At 51.1% G+C, this 19,505-nt stretch carries 18 protein-coding genes and 3 pseudogenes; 9 read left to right on the forward strand and 12 right to left on the reverse strand.

Annotation, left to right across the window (positions count from 1 at the left end):
• Nucleotides 1-13: 13 nt before the first annotated feature.
• From M891_RS0107870 to M891_RS0107895, 6 genes are all read right to left on the reverse strand, one after another.
• Nucleotides 14-715: an ABC transporter ATP-binding protein gene (locus M891_RS0107870; RefSeq protein WP_016314483.1), complete on the reverse strand. Its 702-nt coding sequence runs from the start codon at nt 713-715 to the stop codon at nt 14-16.
• Entirely contained in the window at nt 715-1,836 is a 1,122-nt protein-coding gene (locus M891_RS0107875) for an ABC transporter permease (protein WP_028538430.1), read from the reverse strand. The genes M891_RS0107870 and M891_RS0107875 overlap by 1 nt, the downstream gene beginning before the upstream one ends.
• Nucleotides 1,837-1,959: 123 nt before the next feature.
• A complete protein-coding gene (locus tag M891_RS0107880) occupies nt 1,960-2,526 on the reverse strand; it encodes a TetR/AcrR family transcriptional regulator (RefSeq protein ID WP_016314481.1) in 567 nt (188 codons plus the stop codon).
• Between the two features lie 184 nt (nt 2,527-2,710).
• Complete coding sequence (locus tag M891_RS0107885; protein WP_232228308.1) at nt 2,711-3,535, reverse strand: DUF817 domain-containing protein; 825 nt, start codon at nt 3,533-3,535, stop codon at nt 2,711-2,713.
• Nucleotides 3,525-3,737: a helix-turn-helix domain-containing protein gene (locus M891_RS0107890; protein WP_009223422.1), complete on the reverse strand. Its 213-nt coding sequence runs from the start codon at nt 3,735-3,737 to the stop codon at nt 3,525-3,527. Before M891_RS0107890 ends, M891_RS0107885 begins: the two co-directional genes overlap by 11 nt.
• Nucleotides 3,738-3,749: 12 nt before the next feature.
• On the reverse strand, nt 3,750-4,232 hold the full coding sequence (locus tag M891_RS0107895; protein WP_028538432.1) for a DUF2975 domain-containing protein: 483 nt from the start codon (nt 4,230-4,232) through the stop codon (nt 3,750-3,752).
• 332 nt (nt 4,233-4,564) lie between these two features.
• Here M891_RS0107895 and M891_RS0107900 point away from each other — a divergent pair, with 332 nt between their 5' ends.
• Nucleotides 4,565-6,076, forward strand: coding sequence for a malate:quinone oxidoreductase (locus M891_RS0107900; protein ID WP_028538433.1), 1,512 nt, complete (start codon nt 4,565-4,567; stop codon nt 6,074-6,076).
• A gap of 191 nt (nt 6,077-6,267) precedes the next feature.
• Here the strand turns inward: M891_RS0107900 and M891_RS0107905 are convergent, their stop codons facing one another.
• On the reverse strand, nt 6,268-7,152 hold the full coding sequence (locus tag M891_RS0107905) for an alpha/beta fold hydrolase (protein ID WP_028538434.1): 885 nt from the start codon (nt 7,150-7,152) through the stop codon (nt 6,268-6,270).
• 153 nt (nt 7,153-7,305) lie between these two features.
• On the opposite strand from M891_RS0107905, the gene M891_RS0107910 reads away from it, so the two are divergent.
• Nucleotides 7,306-8,013 carry a MerR family DNA-binding transcriptional regulator gene (locus tag M891_RS0107910; protein WP_028538435.1) on the forward strand — a complete coding sequence of 236 codons (708 nt, stop codon included), beginning with the start codon at nt 7,306-7,308 and terminating at the stop codon, nt 8,011-8,013.
• A gap of 4 nt (nt 8,014-8,017) precedes the next feature.
• On the opposite strand, the gene M891_RS0107915 is transcribed toward M891_RS0107910, so the two are convergent.
• On the reverse strand, nt 8,018-8,467 hold the full coding sequence (locus tag M891_RS0107915; protein ID WP_016314474.1) for a MarR family winged helix-turn-helix transcriptional regulator: 450 nt from the start codon (nt 8,465-8,467) through the stop codon (nt 8,018-8,020).
• Nucleotides 8,468-8,645: 178 nt separating this feature from the next.
• Here M891_RS0107915 and M891_RS0107920 point away from each other — a divergent pair, with 178 nt between their 5' ends.
• Nucleotides 8,646-9,488: an alpha/beta fold hydrolase gene (locus M891_RS0107920; RefSeq protein ID WP_028538436.1), complete on the forward strand. Its 843-nt coding sequence runs from the start codon at nt 8,646-8,648 to the stop codon at nt 9,486-9,488.
• 80 nt (nt 9,489-9,568) lie between these two features.
• Here M891_RS0107920 and M891_RS0107925 read toward each other — a convergent pair whose 3' ends face one another.
• Together M891_RS0107925 and M891_RS25530 are read right to left on the reverse strand one after the other, a co-directional pair.
• A complete protein-coding gene (locus tag M891_RS0107925; protein WP_028538437.1) occupies nt 9,569-10,858 on the reverse strand; it encodes an NCS2 family permease in 1,290 nt (429 codons plus the stop codon).
• A gap of 185 nt (nt 10,859-11,043) precedes the next feature.
• A pseudogene (locus tag M891_RS25530) lies at nt 11,044-11,280 on the reverse strand (TetR-like C-terminal domain-containing protein); the annotation flags it as partial.
• 391 nt (nt 11,281-11,671) lie between these two features.
• Between M891_RS25530 and M891_RS25750 the strand changes: the two are divergent.
• From M891_RS25750 to M891_RS23505, 6 genes and pseudogenes are all read left to right on the forward strand, one after another.
• Complete coding sequence (locus M891_RS25750) at nt 11,672-12,379, forward strand: S-layer homology domain-containing protein (protein ID WP_232228311.1); 708 nt, start codon at nt 11,672-11,674, stop codon at nt 12,377-12,379.
• A 180-nt stretch (nt 12,380-12,559) separates the two neighbouring features.
• Entirely contained in the window at nt 12,560-14,161 is a 1,602-nt protein-coding gene (locus M891_RS0107935; protein WP_028538439.1) for a gamma-glutamyltransferase family protein, read from the forward strand.
• A gap of 22 nt (nt 14,162-14,183) precedes the next feature.
• On the forward strand, nt 14,184-14,870 hold the full coding sequence (gene sfsA, locus M891_RS0107940; protein ID WP_028538440.1) for a DNA/RNA nuclease SfsA: 687 nt from the start codon (nt 14,184-14,186) through the stop codon (nt 14,868-14,870).
• Nucleotides 14,871-14,961: 91 nt separating this feature from the next.
• Complete coding sequence (locus M891_RS0107945) at nt 14,962-15,819, forward strand: carbon-nitrogen hydrolase family protein (RefSeq protein WP_028538441.1); 858 nt, start codon at nt 14,962-14,964, stop codon at nt 15,817-15,819.
• 37 nt (nt 15,820-15,856) lie between these two features.
• Nucleotides 15,857-16,537 carry a GNAT family N-acetyltransferase gene (locus M891_RS0107950; RefSeq protein WP_028538442.1) on the forward strand — a complete coding sequence of 227 codons (681 nt, stop codon included), beginning with the start codon at nt 15,857-15,859 and terminating at the stop codon, nt 16,535-16,537.
• A gap of 115 nt (nt 16,538-16,652) precedes the next feature.
• Nucleotides 16,653-17,951 (forward strand): annotated as a pseudogene (locus M891_RS23505) (IS110 family transposase).
• 381 nt (nt 17,952-18,332) lie between these two features.
• On the opposite strand, the gene M891_RS0107960 reads toward M891_RS23505, so the two are convergent.
• Entirely contained in the window at nt 18,333-18,587 is a 255-nt protein-coding gene (locus M891_RS0107960; protein WP_028538443.1) for a hypothetical protein, read from the reverse strand.
• Nucleotides 18,568-19,503: pseudogene (locus M891_RS23510) on the reverse strand (ABC transporter ATP-binding protein). Before M891_RS23510 ends, M891_RS0107960 begins: the two are co-directional and overlap by 20 nt.
• Nucleotides 19,504-19,505 lie beyond the last annotated feature (2 nt).

Below are 19,505 nucleotides of genomic sequence, written 5' to 3' on the forward strand. Positions count from 1 at the left end.
CCTTATGCCCAATTTAGTGTGCCAGATGCACCTGTGTAGCTTGCTTCAGTTTGCCATCCTCCATGCGATACACCTTATCGCAATATTCGAGCATGCGCTCATCGTGAGTGACCATTACAGCTGCAATCCCGCGTGTTTTCACTTGATTCGCGATCAGGTTGACCACTTCATGCGCACGCCGAGTATCCAGACTGGCAGTAGGCTCATCGGCCAATATCACGTTAGGTTGATTCATCAGAGCACGTGCAATCGCGGTACGTTGCTTCTCGCCGCCAGATAGTTCCTCTGGGAAGCTCTTCAGCTTCGCACCCAGCCCTAATTCCTCCAGCAGCTTCGTCGCAAGGGCTTTATCCTCTGCGCGGATCTTCCCTGACATCTTCTTCACAACCAGCAGCTGATCAAGTACGGTGAGATAAGGCACCAGGTTCGAAGACTGCATAATAAACCCGATTTCCTTTAATCGGATACTGGATAACTCTTTATCCGAGAGCTTAGAAATAGGTTGTCCATTTAAGTGAACTTCACCTTCAGAAGGTTGAAGCAACGCTCCAGCAATGGATAAGAAGGTACTTTTACCCGATCCCGAAGGGCCGACGACAGCGACGAATTCCCCCGGCTTCACGGTGATGGATACCTTGTCCAGCGCGCAGACCCGAGTGCTGCCCTCGCCATAATATTTCGATACATTCGTAAGTTGCAAACCTGTTGTTGTCATTATTCTACCCTCCCGAGTGCTTGAAGCGGATCGATTTTGGTGATTTTACGAACCGAAACTAAGGAACTTAGCACGGCAATGACCAGAAGGACAATCGAGTAGACGACGACAAGATTAGTGTCAAGATTAAACGGCATGCCCTTTGGCATGATCGCCGCTGTCCCGTAGGCTAGAAGGATGCCGATGACAATACTAACCAGGGAAAGGATAAAGACTTGAGACACGATCGCTTTGCTTAAAAATCCATTTTTGGCACCGATCGCCTTCATAATGCCAAATTGATTGGTCTTCTGCATCGTCATGACGAAGAAGAACACGCCCAACACAAATGCTGAGATTACGAATAAGAAGGCCAGCATCATTAAGATGGTACCACTCTCTTCCTTGTAGCCCGGCATGCCTTGTACCGCTTTGGCACGTGTCACAGTGTCGATATTTGCAAGTTTGCTGTTGATTGTATCCGGATCAATATCCGGTCCTTGCAGCATAATCGCGTTAACCGGCCCCTCAATGCCTTTGTCGGAGCCCGGGGCGGCAAAGGCAATTTCCCGCCATTTCGGCATGGGGATAAACACGGCTGGAAGGTGGTTATAGGTTTGATTCTCAACAAAACCGATAATCGTTAATGACACGGTGGATCCGTCCAATTTAAACGTATCGCCAAGCTGGAACCCCTCGTCTTTCATGTTGTCATTTACGATCACACCCGTTAGGTTATCCTCGGACAGCTTATCGCCTTCAATCACTTGCGGTTCAAGGAAGCTGCCAGGCAGAATTCCCAAGATTGCGATATCCACTTTATCATCACTCTTGGAGCTGTCCCCTTTCAGAGCGGTGGCCATCGTGCTCCCCATAGGAGCTGCTGCATTTACATTCGGCAGCTTCTCAGCTTCTTCCACCAATTGATCGGATAACAGGGACTTGCTCATGGAAGACTGGGACCCTTGCTCGAAAATAACATAATCGGCCTGCATATTCTTGAAAGCTGACGCCGCCAGCGAAGATAGGCCATTGCCCAAACCGGACAGGATGAATACGAGCCAAGCCATCATCACAAAAATAATGACAATCATGGCAAATTTCACTTTGCTGTGCATGATCTCTCTCATGGCTAGAAACATGATGTTCAACTCCTCATTGATTTTTGACACGTGTGTCGAATTTGGTACGAGCTTAACAACTTCTCTTTGATTAAACACTATTTTGACACGTGTGTCAAAATAAACTTATGGAAAAAAAACCTCTTACTTCTTGGCTCCTCCCATCCATACGTCAAATAACATCTGGCTCCATTGGGGAACTGGAACGTTCATCATATTTGGCGTATTAATCAGGTTGAAAAAAACGCCGATATGGACAGGAAGCGGGATATCGTCTCTTAATTTACCTTCTTGCTGGGCGCTCTGGAACAGACGGGTCAGCTGAACTTTGAGCAATTCGTGGGCCTGCTCCACATATTCGATATCCTGACGCGCTACATCGGAATTCGATGTCTTGATTTTATAGGCATCGTTTAAGAGCTGATGCAGCTGGTATTCTTCGAGATAGATGCCCAGCAACTCCTGAAGAGCCTGCATTGGGTCAGTCTCGTCCAGGGCGGAGGCTTTATCAACGATGGATGCAATCACGCGTTTCATGCATGCAGCAACGATTTCATCTTTATTCGCAAAGTACTGATAGATTGTGCTTCGAGCGCCTGGCAAGTGCTCTGAGAGCATTTTAAGATTAAACCCATCATAACCATGTTCTAACACCAAACGTTTCGTAATGTTTAATAATTCGGAATGGGAGTAAGATTGTTTTCTGCCCAAGGGAAGGACTCCTTTCTTCTGCCGCCAGGCTTCAATTCTATATCTTAGTTTAGCACAAGGTCCGCTTTTGCAGTGAACATTCAGCCAGCGTTAAGTTTTCCCTGGGGTACATAAAGACAGCACTGGGATATGCGCTGGCTTTAGCCGGCTCATATCCCAATTCATGCGTAGATGCTTACTGAACTTATCCAAGTCGTCCCTTTACCCGCTTTAATGCTGCGACGATCAAGAAACTGATAATGACCAGCAGCAACCAAGAGCTGATCTTGCCAAGATGGACGAGATGCCAGCCGTCGGCTTGGTTTGGGTACCTCCAGGCGCTAAAGAAGGTGGCCACATTCTCTGCAATCCAGATAAAGAACCCGATCAGCACAAACGAAAGGGTTAACGGCATTCGGTAAGGCTTACCGCCAACCTCATAGGTAACCCAAGTCCGCCAGAAAACGATCAACACCAGTGCTGAAAGCCACCACCGAACATCAATCCAATAATGATGGGTAAAGAAGTTCAGGTAAATGGAGGCAGCAAGCGGAACCACCAGCCAGAGCGGAGGGAAGCGAACGAGATCTACCTTTAGGCGCCGCCAGGCCTGGCACAGATAACTAGCCACGCTCGCATACATAAATCCGCTGTAGAGGGGAACCCCGTTAACCTTCGTCCAGCCCTCCTCCGGATACGACCAAGACCCCATATGCACCTTAAACAGTTCCAGCGCCAAGCCGATCAGGTGGAAGACAGTAATCACCTTTAATTCATCGCGGGTTTCCAGTCCAGACCGAACCATCCAGACCTGCATGGCGAGGCAGATGATTAGAAGCCAATCATAGCGGGGCAGCCAAGGAAGAGGAATCCACTGCGTCAATGCCAGTGAAGCGAAGATCACAACGGGAAAAACGCAGGACAACGCTTGCTGCCAGCCAAAGCGAACCAACTGCTGCAGAGCATATCCCAAATGTACGCCAATTAGAGGCACCCTCTTATTTTGAATCGAATTTGAGTTACTCTTCATCATCTCGATACTCCAGTATATCTCCAGGTTGGCAATCCAGCGCCTTGCATATCGCCTCCAACGTGGAAAAGCGTATGGCCTTGGCCTTCCCGTTCTTCAGAATCGACAGATTCGCCATCGTAATGCCCACTTTCTCCGAAAGCTCTGTGACGCTCATTTTCCGTTTTGCCAGCATGACATCCAAATTAATAATTACGGCCATGGATTTCTCACCTCAGATCGTTAGATCGTTTTCCGATTTGATGTCGATGGCATTTCTTAAGAGCCTTTGAAGCACGGCAGCAAAGACGGCGATGACGAGGGAAGCGAAGCAGATGACCAGCCCGATTGCGGCGAGTCCCGGAGCATCATCCTTCTCCGCAATAATGAATAGAATCGGCAAAATGACCGCGTACAAGATACAGATTGCGATCGCGCAGTTTCGAATGCTCTTTAGAGCTTTCACCGAGGCTTCGGAGAAAGCGGTATTTTTATCGATATAGCCCAAAAGCTTCAGCGTCTGGTAAAGCGCATAGTAGAACGGAATAGCCGAAGCATACATAGGAATAAGCAGGGTCAGATAAATGTATGGCGGATAATACTCCACCATTTCTTTGGCTGCCAGAGGGACCGCGAATACGCAGACCGCAAGGATCGCGATGCCCATCAGGAAGACGACGCCTCTTAAGAAGAGGGTAGAGCCTTGTTCACGTTTCATATCACAACAGCACCTCGCGTGATTAGTGTGAGGTTAATTTATCATGTTTTTTATCGATAATCAATAAATATTTATTAATAAAAGAGGTGTATGTATCGAAAAAGAATAAATTTGGAAGAGTGAAGCGATAAGTTCTTTTTGGATAGCTTAAAAAAATCAATTATTAATATTAAAGAAATAAATATTTCAATCCCTCACTATTGTTGTTACACTTAAAATAGATCACTAATTACGGAAAAGGTGTGGGCCAGCTCGTCTCAAAGTTTGCAACGAGGATAAATCGACAGCGCTTACATCCTTTCAGCAAAATAAGGTCATAAGGGACGGTAAACATGAATCACGGACAAACAAGTACAGATGTTATTTTGATTGGTGCCGGAATTATGAGTGCGACGTTGGGGACCCTGCTGAAGGAATTGGCGCCGGACTGGAACATCACGGTGTTTGAACAACTTGCGCGGGCAGGGGAGGAAAGCTCGAACGAGTGGAATAATGCGGGAACCGGTCATGCGGCCCTGTGCGAATTGAATTATACCACCGAGCGGCCGGACGGAACCATTGATATTAGCAAAGCCATTAAGGTAAATGAGCAGTTCCAGGTATCGAGACAGTTCTGGGCTTATCTGGTTCAGCGTCAACTGATCCACAATCCGCAGGATTTCATCATGCCGCTTCCCCATATGAGCTATGTGCGCGGGGAGCAGAACGTTAAATTTCTGAGCAAACGTTATGAAGCGATGTCTGCCCATCCGCTGTTCCAAGGGATGGAGTTCACCCAGGATCCAGGGAAACTTAGGGAATGGGTTCCTCTGATGATGAAGGATCGGAAGCTGGAAGAGCCCATTGCGGCGACGAAGATCGATTCGGGTACGGACGTGAATTTTGGCGCCTTAACCCGCATGCTATTAAACCACTTGAAGGAGAAGGGCGTGGACATCCGTTACAAGCATAGCGTGAAGAAGCTGAAGCGGACGACGGACGGGTTGTGGGAATTGATGGTTAAAGACTTGAACAGCGGTGCTACCGAGCGTCATACCGCCAAGTTCGTCTTCATTGGTGCCGGCGGCGGGAGCTTGCATTTGCTGCAAAAATCCGGCATTCCGGAAGGCAAGCGGATTGGGGGCTTCCCGGTCAGCGGTCTGTTTATGGTGTGCAACAATCCGGAAGTGGTGGAACAGCATCATGCCAAAGTGTACGGCAAGGCTTCGGTGGGAGCTCCACCGATGTCCGTTCCCCATTTGGACACCCGGTTCATCGACAATAAGAAATCGCTGTTGTTTGGACCGTTTGCCGGTTTTTCGCCGAAGTTCCTCAAGACAGGCTCCATGTTTGATCTGATTACCTCTGTGAAGCCGCATAATCTTCTGACGATGCTGGCAGCCGGGGTCAAGGAGATGGCATTAACGAGATATTTGATTGGGCAGCTCATGTTGTCGAAGGAACAACGGATGGAGGAGCTGCGGGACTTTGTCCCCGGAGCCAAGAGCGAGGATTGGGACCTAATCGTCGCGGGTCAGCGGGTACAGGTCATCAAGGATACGGTTGAGGGTGGAAAAGGGACACTGCAATTTGGCACCGAGGTGGTCAGCGCTGCGGATGGCTCGATTGCCGCATTGCTTGGTGCGTCCCCGGGAGCTTCGACTGCGGTGCATGTCATGCTGGAGGTTATTGAGAAATGCTTCCCGCAGTACCTCGAAGCTTGGAAGCCGAAGATCAAGGAGATGATTCCTTCGTACGGCTTGTCACTGTCGGAGAATCCAGAACTCTTCCGTACGCTTCAGCAATCAACCGCGCAGGCCCTTGGGTTATCGGGAACGAAGCAAGAAGAAGCTTCAGTGTCCTAATTTCAAATAAGTGAAATGTTGAAGAGCTAATCCGTGGTTAATCTGCGGTTAGCTCTTTATTTTTGCGCTTACTTTTGAGGATTATCCCGTTGCATCAGGTCATAGAAAGAACAAGGTACGCGGATCAAAAGGGATAATGGTGGCAAAGAGGCATGAAAAGAGGTACCCAAATGAAAGGTCGAAGGTAACCTTTATTTCAACAAGTTCGCAGCCAGCCAGGGCTTGATCACAGGCAGTACGGTCTCTGGCTGCATCGCTTTCGTATGATCCATCACGTTCCCCGGTATAATCACCACATCCCAGCCGAACTGCCGCAAGGTGGGTTCATTTTTTCGTAAAGCCCCAGCGATGTCCACAGTCACCCTTCCAAAGTTCTCGCCATAAACGATACGGTCGGCTTCGCCCGCGAAAGCCAGCTTGGGCAACGAGAGATCTCCATGCACAGAGGTGTCATCGAAATCGGACAAGCTTTGGTATAGAGTCAGAAATTGCTTCGTTTGTGCTGGATCTAATGTGACTTGAACCTGATCCCAATCGTATTCTTCTGGGCTGACGGCGTCCTGATGTGAATTCTGAGCAGACGAGGACGGGGACGATTGCAGCGCTTGTTCGTGAGTTTTGGCGGTGACCGTCAACATCTCCTGATAAGGTCCTTCATAAGGCGGGAATCCCCCCATTATCAAACTTTCCAGCTGATTGGTCCGGAGTGCCAGCTGTAAGCCGGCTAAGGCTAACCAGGAATAGCCGTAGTAGCTGAACGTATCCACTCCCATCTCATCAGCGATGTGTAAGAAATCATTGGCGATATACTCCGCTGTCAAATGATCAGGCTGGGGATGCTGAAACCGGTGGCCTTCATAATCAAAATGCAGCACCTGGAACAGATCGGACAGGCCCTCGACGAAGTGTTTGCCTAAATCGGGATCGACGCCCCACATTTTCAAACTTTCTGCTTCTTGGTCCGTGACGGATTTTTTGGCGATGGGCAACATGATGATCGGACGGGAAGGTTTCCCGGCCAGACCAACCTCCAATGTTGAACCGTCAGATAAAGTAACAAGCTTGATTTGACTCATTCATTTCACTCCCTTACATGTGATACCTTCAGGATATAACATTCATGCAATCTTTCGGTTTTGCTCGATGGAATCCCCAATGTTATAGTCATCTAAAGATGAATAAGTTAACGTAGCACTTGAAGGTTTTACTTTAAGCAAGGGGGTCGTTTTATGACAGATACATATACACCTGCACAAATTGCCGAGCGGTTGAATATTAGCACAACGACCTTGAGAAGATATGAAGAACAAGGATTGATTCCGGAGGTATGTAGAACGGCAGGCAACCATAGAGTCTATGCGAAGGTGCATTACCAGGCATTTGTCGCCATCCGGACCTTGTTAGCGGGTTATGACATTCCCACCGTCTATGAAGTGATGCGGAAAATCAAAGCTGATCGCGTCACGGAAGCCCTATGGTTGATTAATCATCAACTGGCCCAAGTTGAGGATGAGAAGCAGCGGGTGGAGGAGTTGTTAACGATGGTTCGCCATGCGGACTTCAGGGTATATAAAAACCGGAAGCTGACGAATGCGATGACGATCGGGAAGGTAGCGGAGCTGGCGGGGGTGAATCCGTCTGCTATTCGGCATTGGGAGAAGGAGGGGCTGGTCACCTCGACCCGGCACCCGGTCAGTGGGTATCGAATCTATTCGGTGACTGAACTACGCAAGATTCTGGTGATCAGTAGTTTACGCAAAACAGTATATTATATCGAGAATCTGCGGAAGCTATTGCAGGATGTGGAAATGTTCCGGTTGCCTAAACTTGATCGTTCCTTTCAGGTGGCACTTGAGAAGCTAAATGAAAAGCTCAGGATCCAATATCAAGGAATCGCTGAGCTCATGGCGTATATCCGTATTCTATCTCTGACTTGACCTTTTATTTCTTCGCTGCAGCATTCACTTGTTGCAGCAGCAGGTTGATGCTTTCATTCAACTGGTTAATCTCTTTAAGATCCATGTCCGTGGCGTCAATCAGCGATTGCGGAACGCAGGATGCTTTCTCTTGCAGCGCCTTCCCCTTCGGTGTGATCAACACATTCACCACGCGCTCGTCGATGGAATCGCGTTGTCGCTCAATGAGTCCGGCAGCTTCCATCCGCTTGAGTAAAGGTGTTAAGGTGCCGGTGTCCAGATCAAGGGCCTCTCCGAGCTCTTTAATGGTGCTCTTCTCCCTCTCCCATAAGGTGACCAAGACCAGGTACTGCGGGTAGGTCAACTCCAGCTCATCCAAATAGGGGCGGTACATCCGCAGGATGGCCCGGGAGCAGGCGTATAGCGAAAAACAAAGGTGTTCCCCCAATTTTAAATTTTGCTCATTCGTTTTCAAGATGATGCACCTCGGTTGGCTTTATTTATAAGGTTTACCTTCATCATAGCAGATGATTCAAAAAGAATATATATTTTTTGCAATTTAATTGTTGACAATTTAAAACAACGGGAGTATGATGTGAACATAAACATTGTGCACAATATAATATCAAAAAATATATTTGGAGGGATTTCAAATGGCAAAAGTAACAGTAGGGCAAGAGAATGGACATCCGGTAGAGCTTCACTATGAAGATGTAGGTTCCGGGAAACCGGTGATTTTAATTCATGGATGGCCGCTGAGCGGCAGATCTTGGGAGAAACAAGTACCTGCGTTGGTGAATGCCGGCTACCGGGTCATTACGTATGATCGCCGCGGGTTTGGTCAGTCGTCGCAGCCTTGGAACGGATATGATTATGATACGTTCGCTGCCGATCTGCATCAGCTGATTACACATCTGGGCTTACGTGATGTGACTTTGGTTGGTTTCTCGATGGGCGGCGGGGAAGTGGCCCGATATATTGGTACTTATGGGACAGATCGAGTGAAAAGAGCAGTTCTCGCGGGTGCGGTTCCGCCGTATCTGTACAAATCTGCAGATCACCCAGAAGGAGGACTCGACGATGCAACCATCAAAGCGTTCGAGGATGGTGTGAAGGCAGACCGGCTGGCTTTCCTGGATATGTTCACGACGAACTTCTTCGCAGCCGGCGACCGTACCGATCTGGTCAGCGAACCATTCCGTTTGTATAACCGCGATATTGCGGCATTTGCTTCTCCGAAAGGGACGCTGGATTGTATCGGGGCGTTCTCCCGCACGGACTTCCGCGGCGATCTGGCCAAGTTTAACATCCCAACGCTGATCCTGCACGGGGATTCGGATGCGATCGTACCGCTCGAAGTCAGCGGTCAAAGAGCGCATGAAATGATTCCTGGCAGCGAGCTTGTAGTGATCAAAGGCGGCCCGCATGGATTTAATGTAACGCATGCCGATGAGTTTAACGCGGCATTGGTGAAATTTTTGCGAGACCATGATTAATGAGCCGATAAGGCCATCCCAATAAATAGAAAAAGTCGGTCAGGAGGATATCCTGATCGACTTTTTTATGCAAAATTGATTTATAGAACCGACTGCAGCAAGAAGTTCACCAGGAACAGGAACGAGATGACGAACATGGAGATCGACAGCTGTTCCCGCTTCTTCGAGAACAACTTGAGCAGCGGATAAGCGATAAAGCCAAAAGCAATACCGTCAACAATGCTATACGTTAAAGGGATCATCAGAATGACAAGAAACGCAGGGAACGCTTCGGAAAAATCGCTGAAATCGATCTTCGTGATATTCGTCAGCATCAATCCGCCGATGATAATCAAGATCGGGGCGATGGCAGCGTCCGGGATCATTTTGATCAAGGGCATAAAGAACAGAGCGCCCAGGAACAACAACCCGGTCGTCACTGAGGTCAACCCGGTTCTTCCGCCTGCGGTAATACCAGCAGCTGTCTCGACCGTCGAAACCGTTGGGCTCGTGCCCAAGAGACCGCAAGCCACTGCGGAGATCGATACGGCCTTGAGCGATTTCCCATTTTTCTCTGGAGCATTCAGCATGCCATCCACTTGCGAGTGAACCAGCCCGATATTTTCGAAGACCAGTACCAGCACCAGTGAGAAGCACGCCGTCAGGAACGGAATGCTGGCCAGATGACGGAGGTCCGCGCTCATCCAGACGTCACGATAGCTTTGAAACGACAGCGATGCGGATGCGAACGATCCCAGGTCAACGATGCCGAACAACCAAGCCACCAACGTTCCTAAAATAATGCTGATCAGAAAATTCCCCGGAACCTTCTTCAAGAACAGGAACAGCGTCAGGATCAGGTTGATGATCGAAGCGAGAACCAGCGGTGCGGACAAGTCCCCGAGCGCCACAAAGTGACTGGGGTTACCGGTGACAATGCCGCTCTTCTGCAAGCCGATGAAGGCAATGAACAGCCCGATTCCCACGGAAATCGATTCCTTCAGGGAAGCCGGAATAGCTTTGGAGATCAGGGAGGACAAACCGGTAAAAGCCACCACGACGAACAGGATGCCCGCAAGCACTGTTGCGCCCAAAGCTTCTTGGTAGCTGAGTCCCATCGATCCTACTATGGTATAGGTAAATAAAGCGTTGATCCCCATGCCGGGGACGAGAATTAACGGTGCGTTCGCTACGAACGCGACCAACAAACAGCCGACAAGCGAAGACAGCACGGTGGCCAATATCCCGGCCTCCAGCGGAATTCCTGCATCCTTCAGGATGTTGGCGTTGACGGCGATGATGTACACGATCGAGAAGAACGAGGTCAATCCAGCGATGAGCTCTCTTCTCACGTTCGTTTGGTGTTGCTTAAGCTTAAAAACTCCTTTCATGATAAAAATCACACTTTCAAAATATCCCTCTCCCACCCGCATCAAACGAGGAATATGCATTCCAACCGTTTATGCCAGAGGCTATTATACCACGGTTTGTAGTGGAATGCCCTTTACAAGTTGTTCCTTGGCATAGAATGAGAACAAGTAGTGCAAAACTACACGGAACTTTTTTATATCAAGAGTTAGTTTGTGCTCCCTATTGGAAGATTCGGCAACGGATGTTCAGACGCGGCAAGTTTCTTCAAGCCTGCCGCATACAATGGACCGTGCACCAGAATCGTTGTCAGGATGCGCGCCATTTCCTCGGGCGACTCTTGCCCGCCGTTCTCCAGCCATTGTTGAATTACGCCGATGTGCGTCCATCCTACATATGTAGCAAAATACTTGGGCGGAACGAGGCATTCATCTTCATTGATCAGGACGTCCGCACTTTTCCATCAGGTCGTATTTGTCCTGATAGTGAGCGTAGAACGTGCCGCTGCTTTTATCATCGACTTCAAAACCCCTTACGCCAGCTACCAGGTGCCGGTCGATTTGGCATCGCTGATTCCGGGGTTGACGGACTTGCTTGCCGCGAACCATCTAAAACCTCAGGATATCAGCTTCAAGGTCACCTTGACCGACAAATCTGACGACAAGGACATCCTGGCGGCGTTTGCAAGCGGTGTGCCAGAAGGCCAAGTCCTGGGCGCGATCGTAGATTTGCGCACGGATATCATCAACACCAAGACGAGAGAAGTTGTCGGTACGGCAGATTCGTTCAGCAAGGCGCTTCCCCGGATAATTCCGATACCGAAGAACATCACTGGCATGTCGGAGCAATGGGGGGTGTTCCGCTATAACGAAACGACGGAGAAGTTTGATTTTGTCCCCGCTCGAGCGGTAAAAGCTGACGATGTGTGGAATGCGTCGATTCATTCTTATTTCAACGGCGTATTTATTGCAGCGCAAAATCCAGTAAGCTTCACCGATGTGAAAAATCATTGGGGTAAACCGTATATCCAGCTTGCTGCAGCTAAAGGGCTTGTTGAAGGAGTGGGCGGTGGACTGTACGACCCTAACAGATCCGTAACAAGGGCGGAGTTTACCGCCATGTTGGTCCGGGCGCTTGGACGCGACATTTCTACTGGTAATACAGCTCCCTATGACGATCTCAAACAAGGTGCATGGTATTTCGATGAAGTCGTTAAAGCCAAGGAGCTTGGACTGCTGGACTTTGTGAGCGGGACTCAATTCAAACCAGATCAGCCGCTTACGCGTGAGGAGATGGCGAGCATGTTAGCTGTAGGGATTTCCCTTGAGCAGCTGCCAATAACAAAGGAAAATGTGACTCTGAATGAATACAAGGATCTGGCGAGTGTGAACGCAGCCTTCTTGGAGGACGTTCGTCTGATGGTTAAGCTGAACATCATGACCGGCACAAGCGAGGATACTTTTAGTCCGAAGGGTGAAACGACACGTGCCCAGGCTGCCACCGTGTTCGTGAGAATGCTACAAACTCTTGGCATGATCGATTGATGGGCTCTAGATAGACTGATCCCCATAGACTAGACGCTTTGAGCAACGTGTTTAGGCTATGGGGGTCTTTTTTGTGCCATTCTACTCCTGCGAAAAGGTCTATGTTATTATACCAGCATGAGATAAGCTGCATTGCACCTAGACGCTTCTTCATGAACCCTAAGCAAAGGAGTGAGGTCAATGGATTATCTGCATCACCCGTTTGCATCCAAGCGTTATACCGTTTTTGCAAAAAAAGGAATGGTGGCGACGTCCCAGCCGCTGGCAGCACAGGCCGGGCTTGAAATTCTGCAGCAAGGGGGGAACGCCATTGACGCGGCGATTGCGGCTGCGGCGGCGTTGACGGTCGTCGAGCCGACCTCCAACGGAATCGGCGGGGATGCGTTTGCCCTTGTCTGGACGAAGGGGAAGCTCCACGGTCTGAACGCGTCCGGGCCGGCACCGGCTTTACTGACGGCGGAGGCCGTGAAACAGCGGGGGCACAAGCAAATGCCGAAGCTGGGGCTGGTGCCGATTACGGTCCCCGGAGTCCCAGCGGCTTGGGCGGAGCTGGCCGAAAGGTTCGGCAGACGTCCGCTGACGGAGAGCTTGAAGCCCGCGATTCGATATGCCGAGGAGGGGTATCCTCTGACACCGATCCTGGGCAAATACTGGGCTCGGGCTTACCAGGCGTACCGCAAACAGGAGGGACCGGAGTTCGAAGCCTGGTTCCACACCTTTGCTCCGCAAGGCCGGGCTCCCGAGATCGGGGAAGTGTGGAGCTCGAAGGGTCATGCGGAGAGCTTGCGCCGGATTGCAACCAGCGGAGCGCGGGATTTTTACGAAGGGGAGCTGGCCCAGCAAATCGAGGACTTGATGTTGGAGCATGGCGGCTTTTTAAGGAAAGCCGACTTGGCTGCCTACCGGCCGGAGTGGGTTGAGCCGATTTCGACGAATTACCGAGGCTATGACGTTTGGGAGATTCCGCCAAACGGGCAGGGGATGGTTGCGCTGATGGCCCTTAACATCTATGAGCAGTTGGAGCAGCCTGAGTGGCTCAACGCGGAGACCGTGCATCGTCAGATTGAGGCGCTGAAGCTCGCGTTTACGGATGGCCAAGCCTCGATCACGGAGCCAGCGGATATGCCGGTCTCTGCCGAATATCTGTTGTCCCGGGAATACGCCTCGTTACGGGCTCAACAGATCTGCGACAACGCACTGGATCCGAAGCCGATCGATCTGCCGAAGGGCGGGACCGTCTATTTAGCTGCAGCCGATGAGGAAGGCAATATGGTGTCCTATATACAAAGCAACTATATGGGCTTTGGCTCAGGTGTCGTAGTCCCGGGAACGGGAATCAGCCTGCAAAACCGCGGGGCCGACTTCTCGCTGGATGAACGGCATCCGAACTTCGTGAAGCCGGGGAAACGAACGTATCACACGATCATCCCCGGGTTTCTGACCAAGGATGGAGAGGCGGTGGGCCCGTTTGGCGTCATGGGCGGATATATGCAGCCACAAGGCCATATGCAGGTGATCATGAATACGGTGGATTACCGGTTGAATCCTCAAGCGGCCCTGGATGTGCCGCGTTGGCAGTGGGTTGGCGGGAAGAAGGTGCAGGTGGAACCGGAGTTTCCAGGCGAGCTCATTGAGGCGCTCCGGCAAAAAGGGCATGATATCGAAGTGATGCCGGACGGAGGAGCCTTCGGACGCGGCCAAATCATTTGGCGGGATCTGCAAACCGGCGTGTTGGCCGGCGGGACGGAATCCCGAACGGACGGCATGATCGCGGCTTGGTAACGTCTAAGGGAAGTGAAGACAGATGAAATATGGGAACATTGTGCACGGGCGGTTTCAGCGGCGGATGAACCGGTTTATCGCTGAGGTAGAAGTGGATGGCGTTATAGAACAGGTGCATGTGAAAAATACCGGTCGGCTGAAGGAGCTTCTGCGAATGGATACCGAGGTGCTGCTGGAGGTGTCAGACCGGCCTGAGCGGAAGACGAAATATTCCTTGATTGCAGCGGCCAAGGATGGAGCCTGGGTGAACGTTGATTCGCAAGCGCCAAATCCGGTGGCGTTCGAGGCGCTGAAGGCGGGGTGGATCGCGGAGATCGGAACGATCAGCCGCGCGAAGCGTGAAGTCACCTATGGGGATTCTCGGTTTGATCTCTACTATGAAAAAGGCGAGGAACGAGGGTTCATCGAGGTCAAAGGCGTGACCCTCCAGCAGGATGGGATCGCCATGTTCCCGGATGCCCCAACGACGCGGGGAACCAAACATGTTATGGAGTTGGCTAAGGCGGTTCAAGAAGGATACACGGGGACGGTGCTGTTCGTCATCCAAATGAAGGGATGCCGCGAATTTACTCCTTACCGGGACATGGATCCGGCTTTTGCGAACGCTTTGGAGGAAGCTTCCCGGCAAGGGGTGCGGCTTCTGGCATATGAATCCATAGTGACAGAACAAGAGATTGTATTGGGAGCCGGCCTCCCGGTTCATCTATGAGCGGGGTTCGCTGCAGGGCGGCGGAATTGCATTCTGGCTGACTTTATGATGAAATTTACGAAGATGGAGTAAGACAAGAGAGGGGAGTCCCATGAAATTAAGAGTATCCGCTGTCCAATATCATTTGCATACGATTGGCAGCTTTGACGAGTTCGCCCGGCAGGCCGAACACTATATCAAAACCGCGGAGGAATTCAGCGCGGATTTCGTGCTGTTCCCTGAGTTTTTCACTACGCAGCTGATGTCGATTGGAACACCGGAGGGGAGAGCATTGACCATCCAGGAGCTGCCGGATTTCACAGAGCAATACCGTACGCTGTTTAGCGGATTGGCTCGACAGACCGGCATGCATATCATCGGCGGAACGCATGTGCTGCGCAAAGGCGACCGGTTGTACAACGTCGCTCATCTGTTCTATCCCGATGGGCGAATCGCGGAGCAAGCCAAGCTGCACATTACGCCTACCGAGGTGACGGAATGGAACATGACGCCGGGCGATGGCCTGGAAGTGTTCGAAACCGACAAGGGTAAAATCGCCATGTTGACTTGCTATGACATCGAGTTTCCGGAGATCGTCCGGATGGCGAAGGCGAAGGGGGCGGACGTAATCTTCTGTCCATCCTGTACGGACGATCGCCACGGCTTCCACCGGGTACGCTACTGCTGCCATGCGCGAGCAGTTGAGAACCAGGTATACATCGTCACTACAGGGACGGTCGGCTCGCTGCCGACGGTGGACTTCATGCGGGGCAACTTCGGGCAGGCGGCGGTGATCACGCCAAACGACGTACCGTTCCCACCGCGCGGCATTTTGGTGGAAGGTGAGATCAACGACGATATGATCGTAACCGCCGATCTCGATTTGGAGCTGCTTTATCAGGTTCGGGAGAAAGGCTCGGTGACCACTTGGCGAGATCGTCGGACCGATCTGTACACCGATTGGAACTAAACCAAGCCACACAGGTTGTCCATGGAGGAGAGACATGATGTATCGGAAAGAATGGTACGTGTTTAATGATCAAGGCCGGCCGGTGCCGGCGGTCATTCGGAACTACGAAGAGAAGGATTTTCCGGGGTTGATCCGCATTCAGCAGGAGAGCTTCCCGCCTCCTTTTCCTTCGGAATTATGGTGGAACGAGGAGCAGCTCCGCAACCATGTGCGGTTGTTCCCTGAAGGCGCGTTATGCGTGGAAGTCAACGGGGAGCTGGTAGGCTCGATGACCGGGCTCAAGGTCGATTTTGACCCCGGCAAGCCGGAGCACGCCTGGGCGGATATCACCGATGAAGGGTACATCCGCAACCACCGGCCTGATGGAAATACTCTGTACGTTGTAGATATCAGCGTTCGTCCGGCTTATCGGAAATGGGGCCTAGGCAAGTGGTTAATGCTGTCCATGTACGAGTTGGTGGTGCAGCAAGGCCTTGAGCGATTGCTGGGCGGCGGCAGAATGCCGGGCTATCACAAGTATGCAGAGGAAATGACGGCGGAGCAGTATCTCAATGCCGTTGTGAGCGGTGAGCTGAAGGATCCGGTGATCACCTTCCTGCTGCGTTGCGGCCGTACGCCGGTCACGGTCGTGCGTGATTATCTGGAAGATGAGGAGTCACGGAATTACGCCGCATTGATGGAATGGAGAAACCCGTTTCTCCAGCGCAATTTTAAATAGGAGCTATTCCTGTAATGAATTAATTTGCGGTTTGAACACAAAAAAGCGCCTCCTGTATACTGGGTCTCGGAATGATGCACATTCACAGCCCTTATTCATGAGGAGGACGCTCTATATGAATCATAGTCAATCCAGCAAACAAAATCAACGTATTGAAAGAATTACCGAGAAAACTCTCATCAATTGGTACGGACATCGCTAAGAACAACCATGTAGCCCGCGCCTTTAATTACCGAGGGATTGAGCTTGGGAGCGCTGTTTGTTCCAAAATGATGAGAATGGCCTGCTGAGCCTTCTAGCTTGGGCTGAATCTCTTAAAGAAAAACACGGAATGAACGACACCATCCTAGGTGTTGAGCCGACCGGTCACTACTGGTTTCCGTTATTTCATTTTCTTAAGCCGCAAGGTGTTCAGGTTGTGCTGGTCAATCCGCATCATGTAAAGAGAAGCAAGGAACTCGACGACAACTCTCCGACGAAGAACGACATTAAAGATGCGAAAGTCGTCGCCAAGCTCGTCATAGACGGTCGTTACACCGAACCGCAGCTGCCGGAAGGAATATATGCCGAACTGCGTGTGCTCATGAACCAAAGAGACCGTCTGAACGGGGATTTCAATCGCGTGAAAGGAAGAATCCACAACTGGTTGGATCGCTTCTTTCCCGAATATACACAAGTGTTTAAAGATTGGGAAGGCAAAGCTTCCCTCATCACGCTGAAGTACTTTCCGCTGCCGCAAGAGATCGTCCGAGCGGGCGAGACCTCTATCGTGGCGCTATGGAAAAGAGAAGGCGTGAAACGGGCTGTAGGGCCCAAACGAGCGGATTTGCTGTTCCGAAAAGCTCGAAAATCCATCGGCCTCACGGAAGGAGCTATGGCCGCCAAACATGAGCTAGCCATGTATTTGGAGCAATACGCCATGCTGTGCAGGCAGATTGAAGAACTGATGGTACTTGTCGCTGAATTGGTTAAGCAAATCCCCGGGGCAGCGGAGATGATGACGATTCCATGCGTGAAACTGGTCACCGTTGCTGGATTTCTGGCGGAAGTCGGGGACCTGGCAAAGTATGAACACAGCCAGCAAATTGTTCGCCACGCCGGCTTAAGCTTGCGTGAGAACAGTTCCGGCATGCATAAGGGAGAAACGACGATTAGCAAACGCGGACGTTGCCGTCTTCGCGCCATCTTATACCGTGCAGCCCTTGTGCTGGTTTCAAAGAATCCGGAATTCCGCGCTCTGCATACGTATTTTACGACACGCAGGGATAATCCGCTCAAGAAGAAACAGTCGATGATTTCCATTTGCAACAAGTTGATTCGCGTATTATTTGAACTCGGTCGCAAGCAGAAAGTCTATGATGCCACCAAAGTACTCGGCCCTCATCGGGAGGCTCAGTTGCAAGCAGCAGCTTAATTTATTCACAGGTTAGCAACTCGATCGTTTACTTGTTTTATCCACATGTTGATCTTTGACAAGCGAAGCACGGATAGGCCGGGAGGAATCATCACCATTAGGGCATCGACCCCGTAAAGGAGCTTGCCTGGCCTCCACCCCTTGAGAGGTAGAACGAAGGAATGTAAGGGCTATGACCCAGGGAGATATGGGAGGGTAAACCACAAGGGTATATGTGGAGATCCATTTGCGATCATATGGCTGAAAAAACGAGGTGACCAGCACCTCTGTTCCCGCCAACTGGTCGATCCCATATTTTCACTCTCCGTCAAATCTTATCCAAGGGTGTTTCGTAAGTCAAAGATGAAATCATGAGAAAAAGCAAGAAAAACAGAGAAAACATTAATTTATTGAGGGAGGAGGATACGCAATATACGCGTTCGCCGCGAATTCCCCGCTCAAGGAAGCGGCCGCGCCGTCCATGATCAGCCCCGGGTCGTCGACGTATTTCATGCCGTAGCTTTCGCGCCCCGGCTGGGGCGGCTCGATTTTGGCCAGCTCCGTGCCAAGCTGCGTATATCCAAACAAGAGCAGTACCGCGACATAGATCCAGAACGTCCAAGTTTTCAGCGTCTTTTTACTTTCCTTCCTGAACATAAGCTGTCCCTCCCTGATCCGTTTGGGCCCCGTGGTCGCGCATGAGCAGCATGTAGCCGTCCTCCAGGTCCGGCTCGCACGCCACCGCGTTCGCGGTCGGCTTCCGGTCGGGCAACAGCCGGACGCTGGCCTGTCCATCGAACATAGACATGCCCGTGACGACGAACGTTTCCCTTAGCCGCTCCAGTTCCGGCCGTGGTACTACCGCATTGTACACTTTGCCCGCCGCGCTGCCTGCGAGCGCCTTCACCGTTCCCCGGTACAGCAGCTGGCCGGCTTCCAGGACGGCGATCTCCTCGCAAGCCGCTTCGATGTCGCCGATGATATGCGTCGACAGCAGGACGATTCTCTCCCCGGCCAGCTCGCTCAGCAGATTGCGGAAGCGGATGCGCTCTTCCGGATCGAGCCCGGCCGTCGGCTCGTCGACGATCAGCACCTTCGGCTCGTGCAAAATCGCCTGGGCGATGCCCAGCCGTCTTTTCATGCCGCCGGACAGCGCCTTTACTTTCGTATGGCAGATGTTAATCAAATTCACCCGCTCCAGCAGCAGCGGGATTCTCTTTTTACGGGTTTCGCGGGTTAGCCCCGATAAAACGCTGAGATAATCCATTGCCTCGTACACGCTCATATTCCCGTACATGGAAAAATCCTGCGGCAATTAGCCGATAATGCGGCGGATTTCCTTGGCGTTTTCAAGCGGGATGCCGCATACCGTCACGTCTCCTCTCTTTTTGCGGAGCAGCGTAGCCAGCGTCTTCATCAGCGTTGTTTTGCCTGCGCCGTTGCGGCCGAGCAGACCGAACATACCTTGTCCGATCGTCAGGCTTATATTTTGCAGCGCCTGTTTTTGGCCGTAATCCTTGTTCAAGTTGTGAATTTCGATGTTCATGTTTCCCACAAAAAACTCTCCTTCCATTA

The sequence above is a fragment of the Paenibacillus sp. J14 genome (assembly GCF_000518465.1).
Classification (GTDB): domain Bacteria; phylum Bacillota; class Bacilli; order Paenibacillales; family Paenibacillaceae; genus Fontibacillus; species Fontibacillus barengoltzii.

Coding starts and splice junctions, on each gene's coding strand:
- M891_RS0107875 (WP_028538430.1), bottom strand. CDS start 1,836: ATGTTTCTAGCCATGAGAGAGATCATGCACAGCAAAGTGAAATTTGCC.
- M891_RS0107945 (WP_028538441.1), top strand. CDS start 14,962: ATGAAATTAAGAGTATCCGCTGTCCAATATCATTTGCATACGATTGGC.
- M891_RS0107960 (WP_028538443.1), bottom strand. CDS start 18,587: ATGTTCAGGAAGGAAAGTAAAAAGACGCTGAAAACTTGGACGTTCTGG.
- M891_RS0107910 (WP_028538435.1), top strand. CDS start 7,306: ATGACAGATACATATACACCTGCACAAATTGCCGAGCGGTTGAATATT.
- M891_RS0107935 (WP_028538439.1), top strand. CDS start 12,560: ATGGATTATCTGCATCACCCGTTTGCATCCAAGCGTTATACCGTTTTT.
- M891_RS0107920 (WP_028538436.1), top strand. CDS start 8,646: ATGGCAAAAGTAACAGTAGGGCAAGAGAATGGACATCCGGTAGAGCTT.
- M891_RS0107890 (WP_009223422.1), bottom strand. CDS start 3,737: ATGGCCGTAATTATTAATTTGGATGTCATGCTGGCAAAACGGAAAATG.
- sfsA (WP_028538440.1), top strand. CDS start 14,184: ATGAAATATGGGAACATTGTGCACGGGCGGTTTCAGCGGCGGATGAAC.
- M891_RS0107925 (WP_028538437.1), bottom strand. CDS start 10,858: ATGAAAGGAGTTTTTAAGCTTAAGCAACACCAAACGAACGTGAGAAGA.
- M891_RS0107895 (WP_028538432.1), bottom strand. CDS start 4,232: ATGAAACGTGAACAAGGCTCTACCCTCTTCTTAAGAGGCGTCGTCTTC.
- M891_RS0107905 (WP_028538434.1), bottom strand. CDS start 7,152: ATGAGTCAAATCAAGCTTGTTACTTTATCTGACGGTTCAACATTGGAG.
- M891_RS0107885 (WP_232228308.1), bottom strand. CDS start 3,535: ATGAAGAGTAACTCAAATTCGATTCAAAATAAGAGGGTGCCTCTAATT.
- M891_RS0107870 (WP_016314483.1), bottom strand. CDS start 715: ATGACAACAACAGGTTTGCAACTTACGAATGTATCGAAATATTATGGC.
- M891_RS25750 (WP_232228311.1), top strand. CDS start 11,672: ATGTCGGAGCAATGGGGGGTGTTCCGCTATAACGAAACGACGGAGAAG.
- M891_RS0107900 (WP_028538433.1), top strand. CDS start 4,565: ATGAATCACGGACAAACAAGTACAGATGTTATTTTGATTGGTGCCGGA.
- M891_RS0107950 (WP_028538442.1), top strand. CDS start 15,857: ATGTATCGGAAAGAATGGTACGTGTTTAATGATCAAGGCCGGCCGGTG.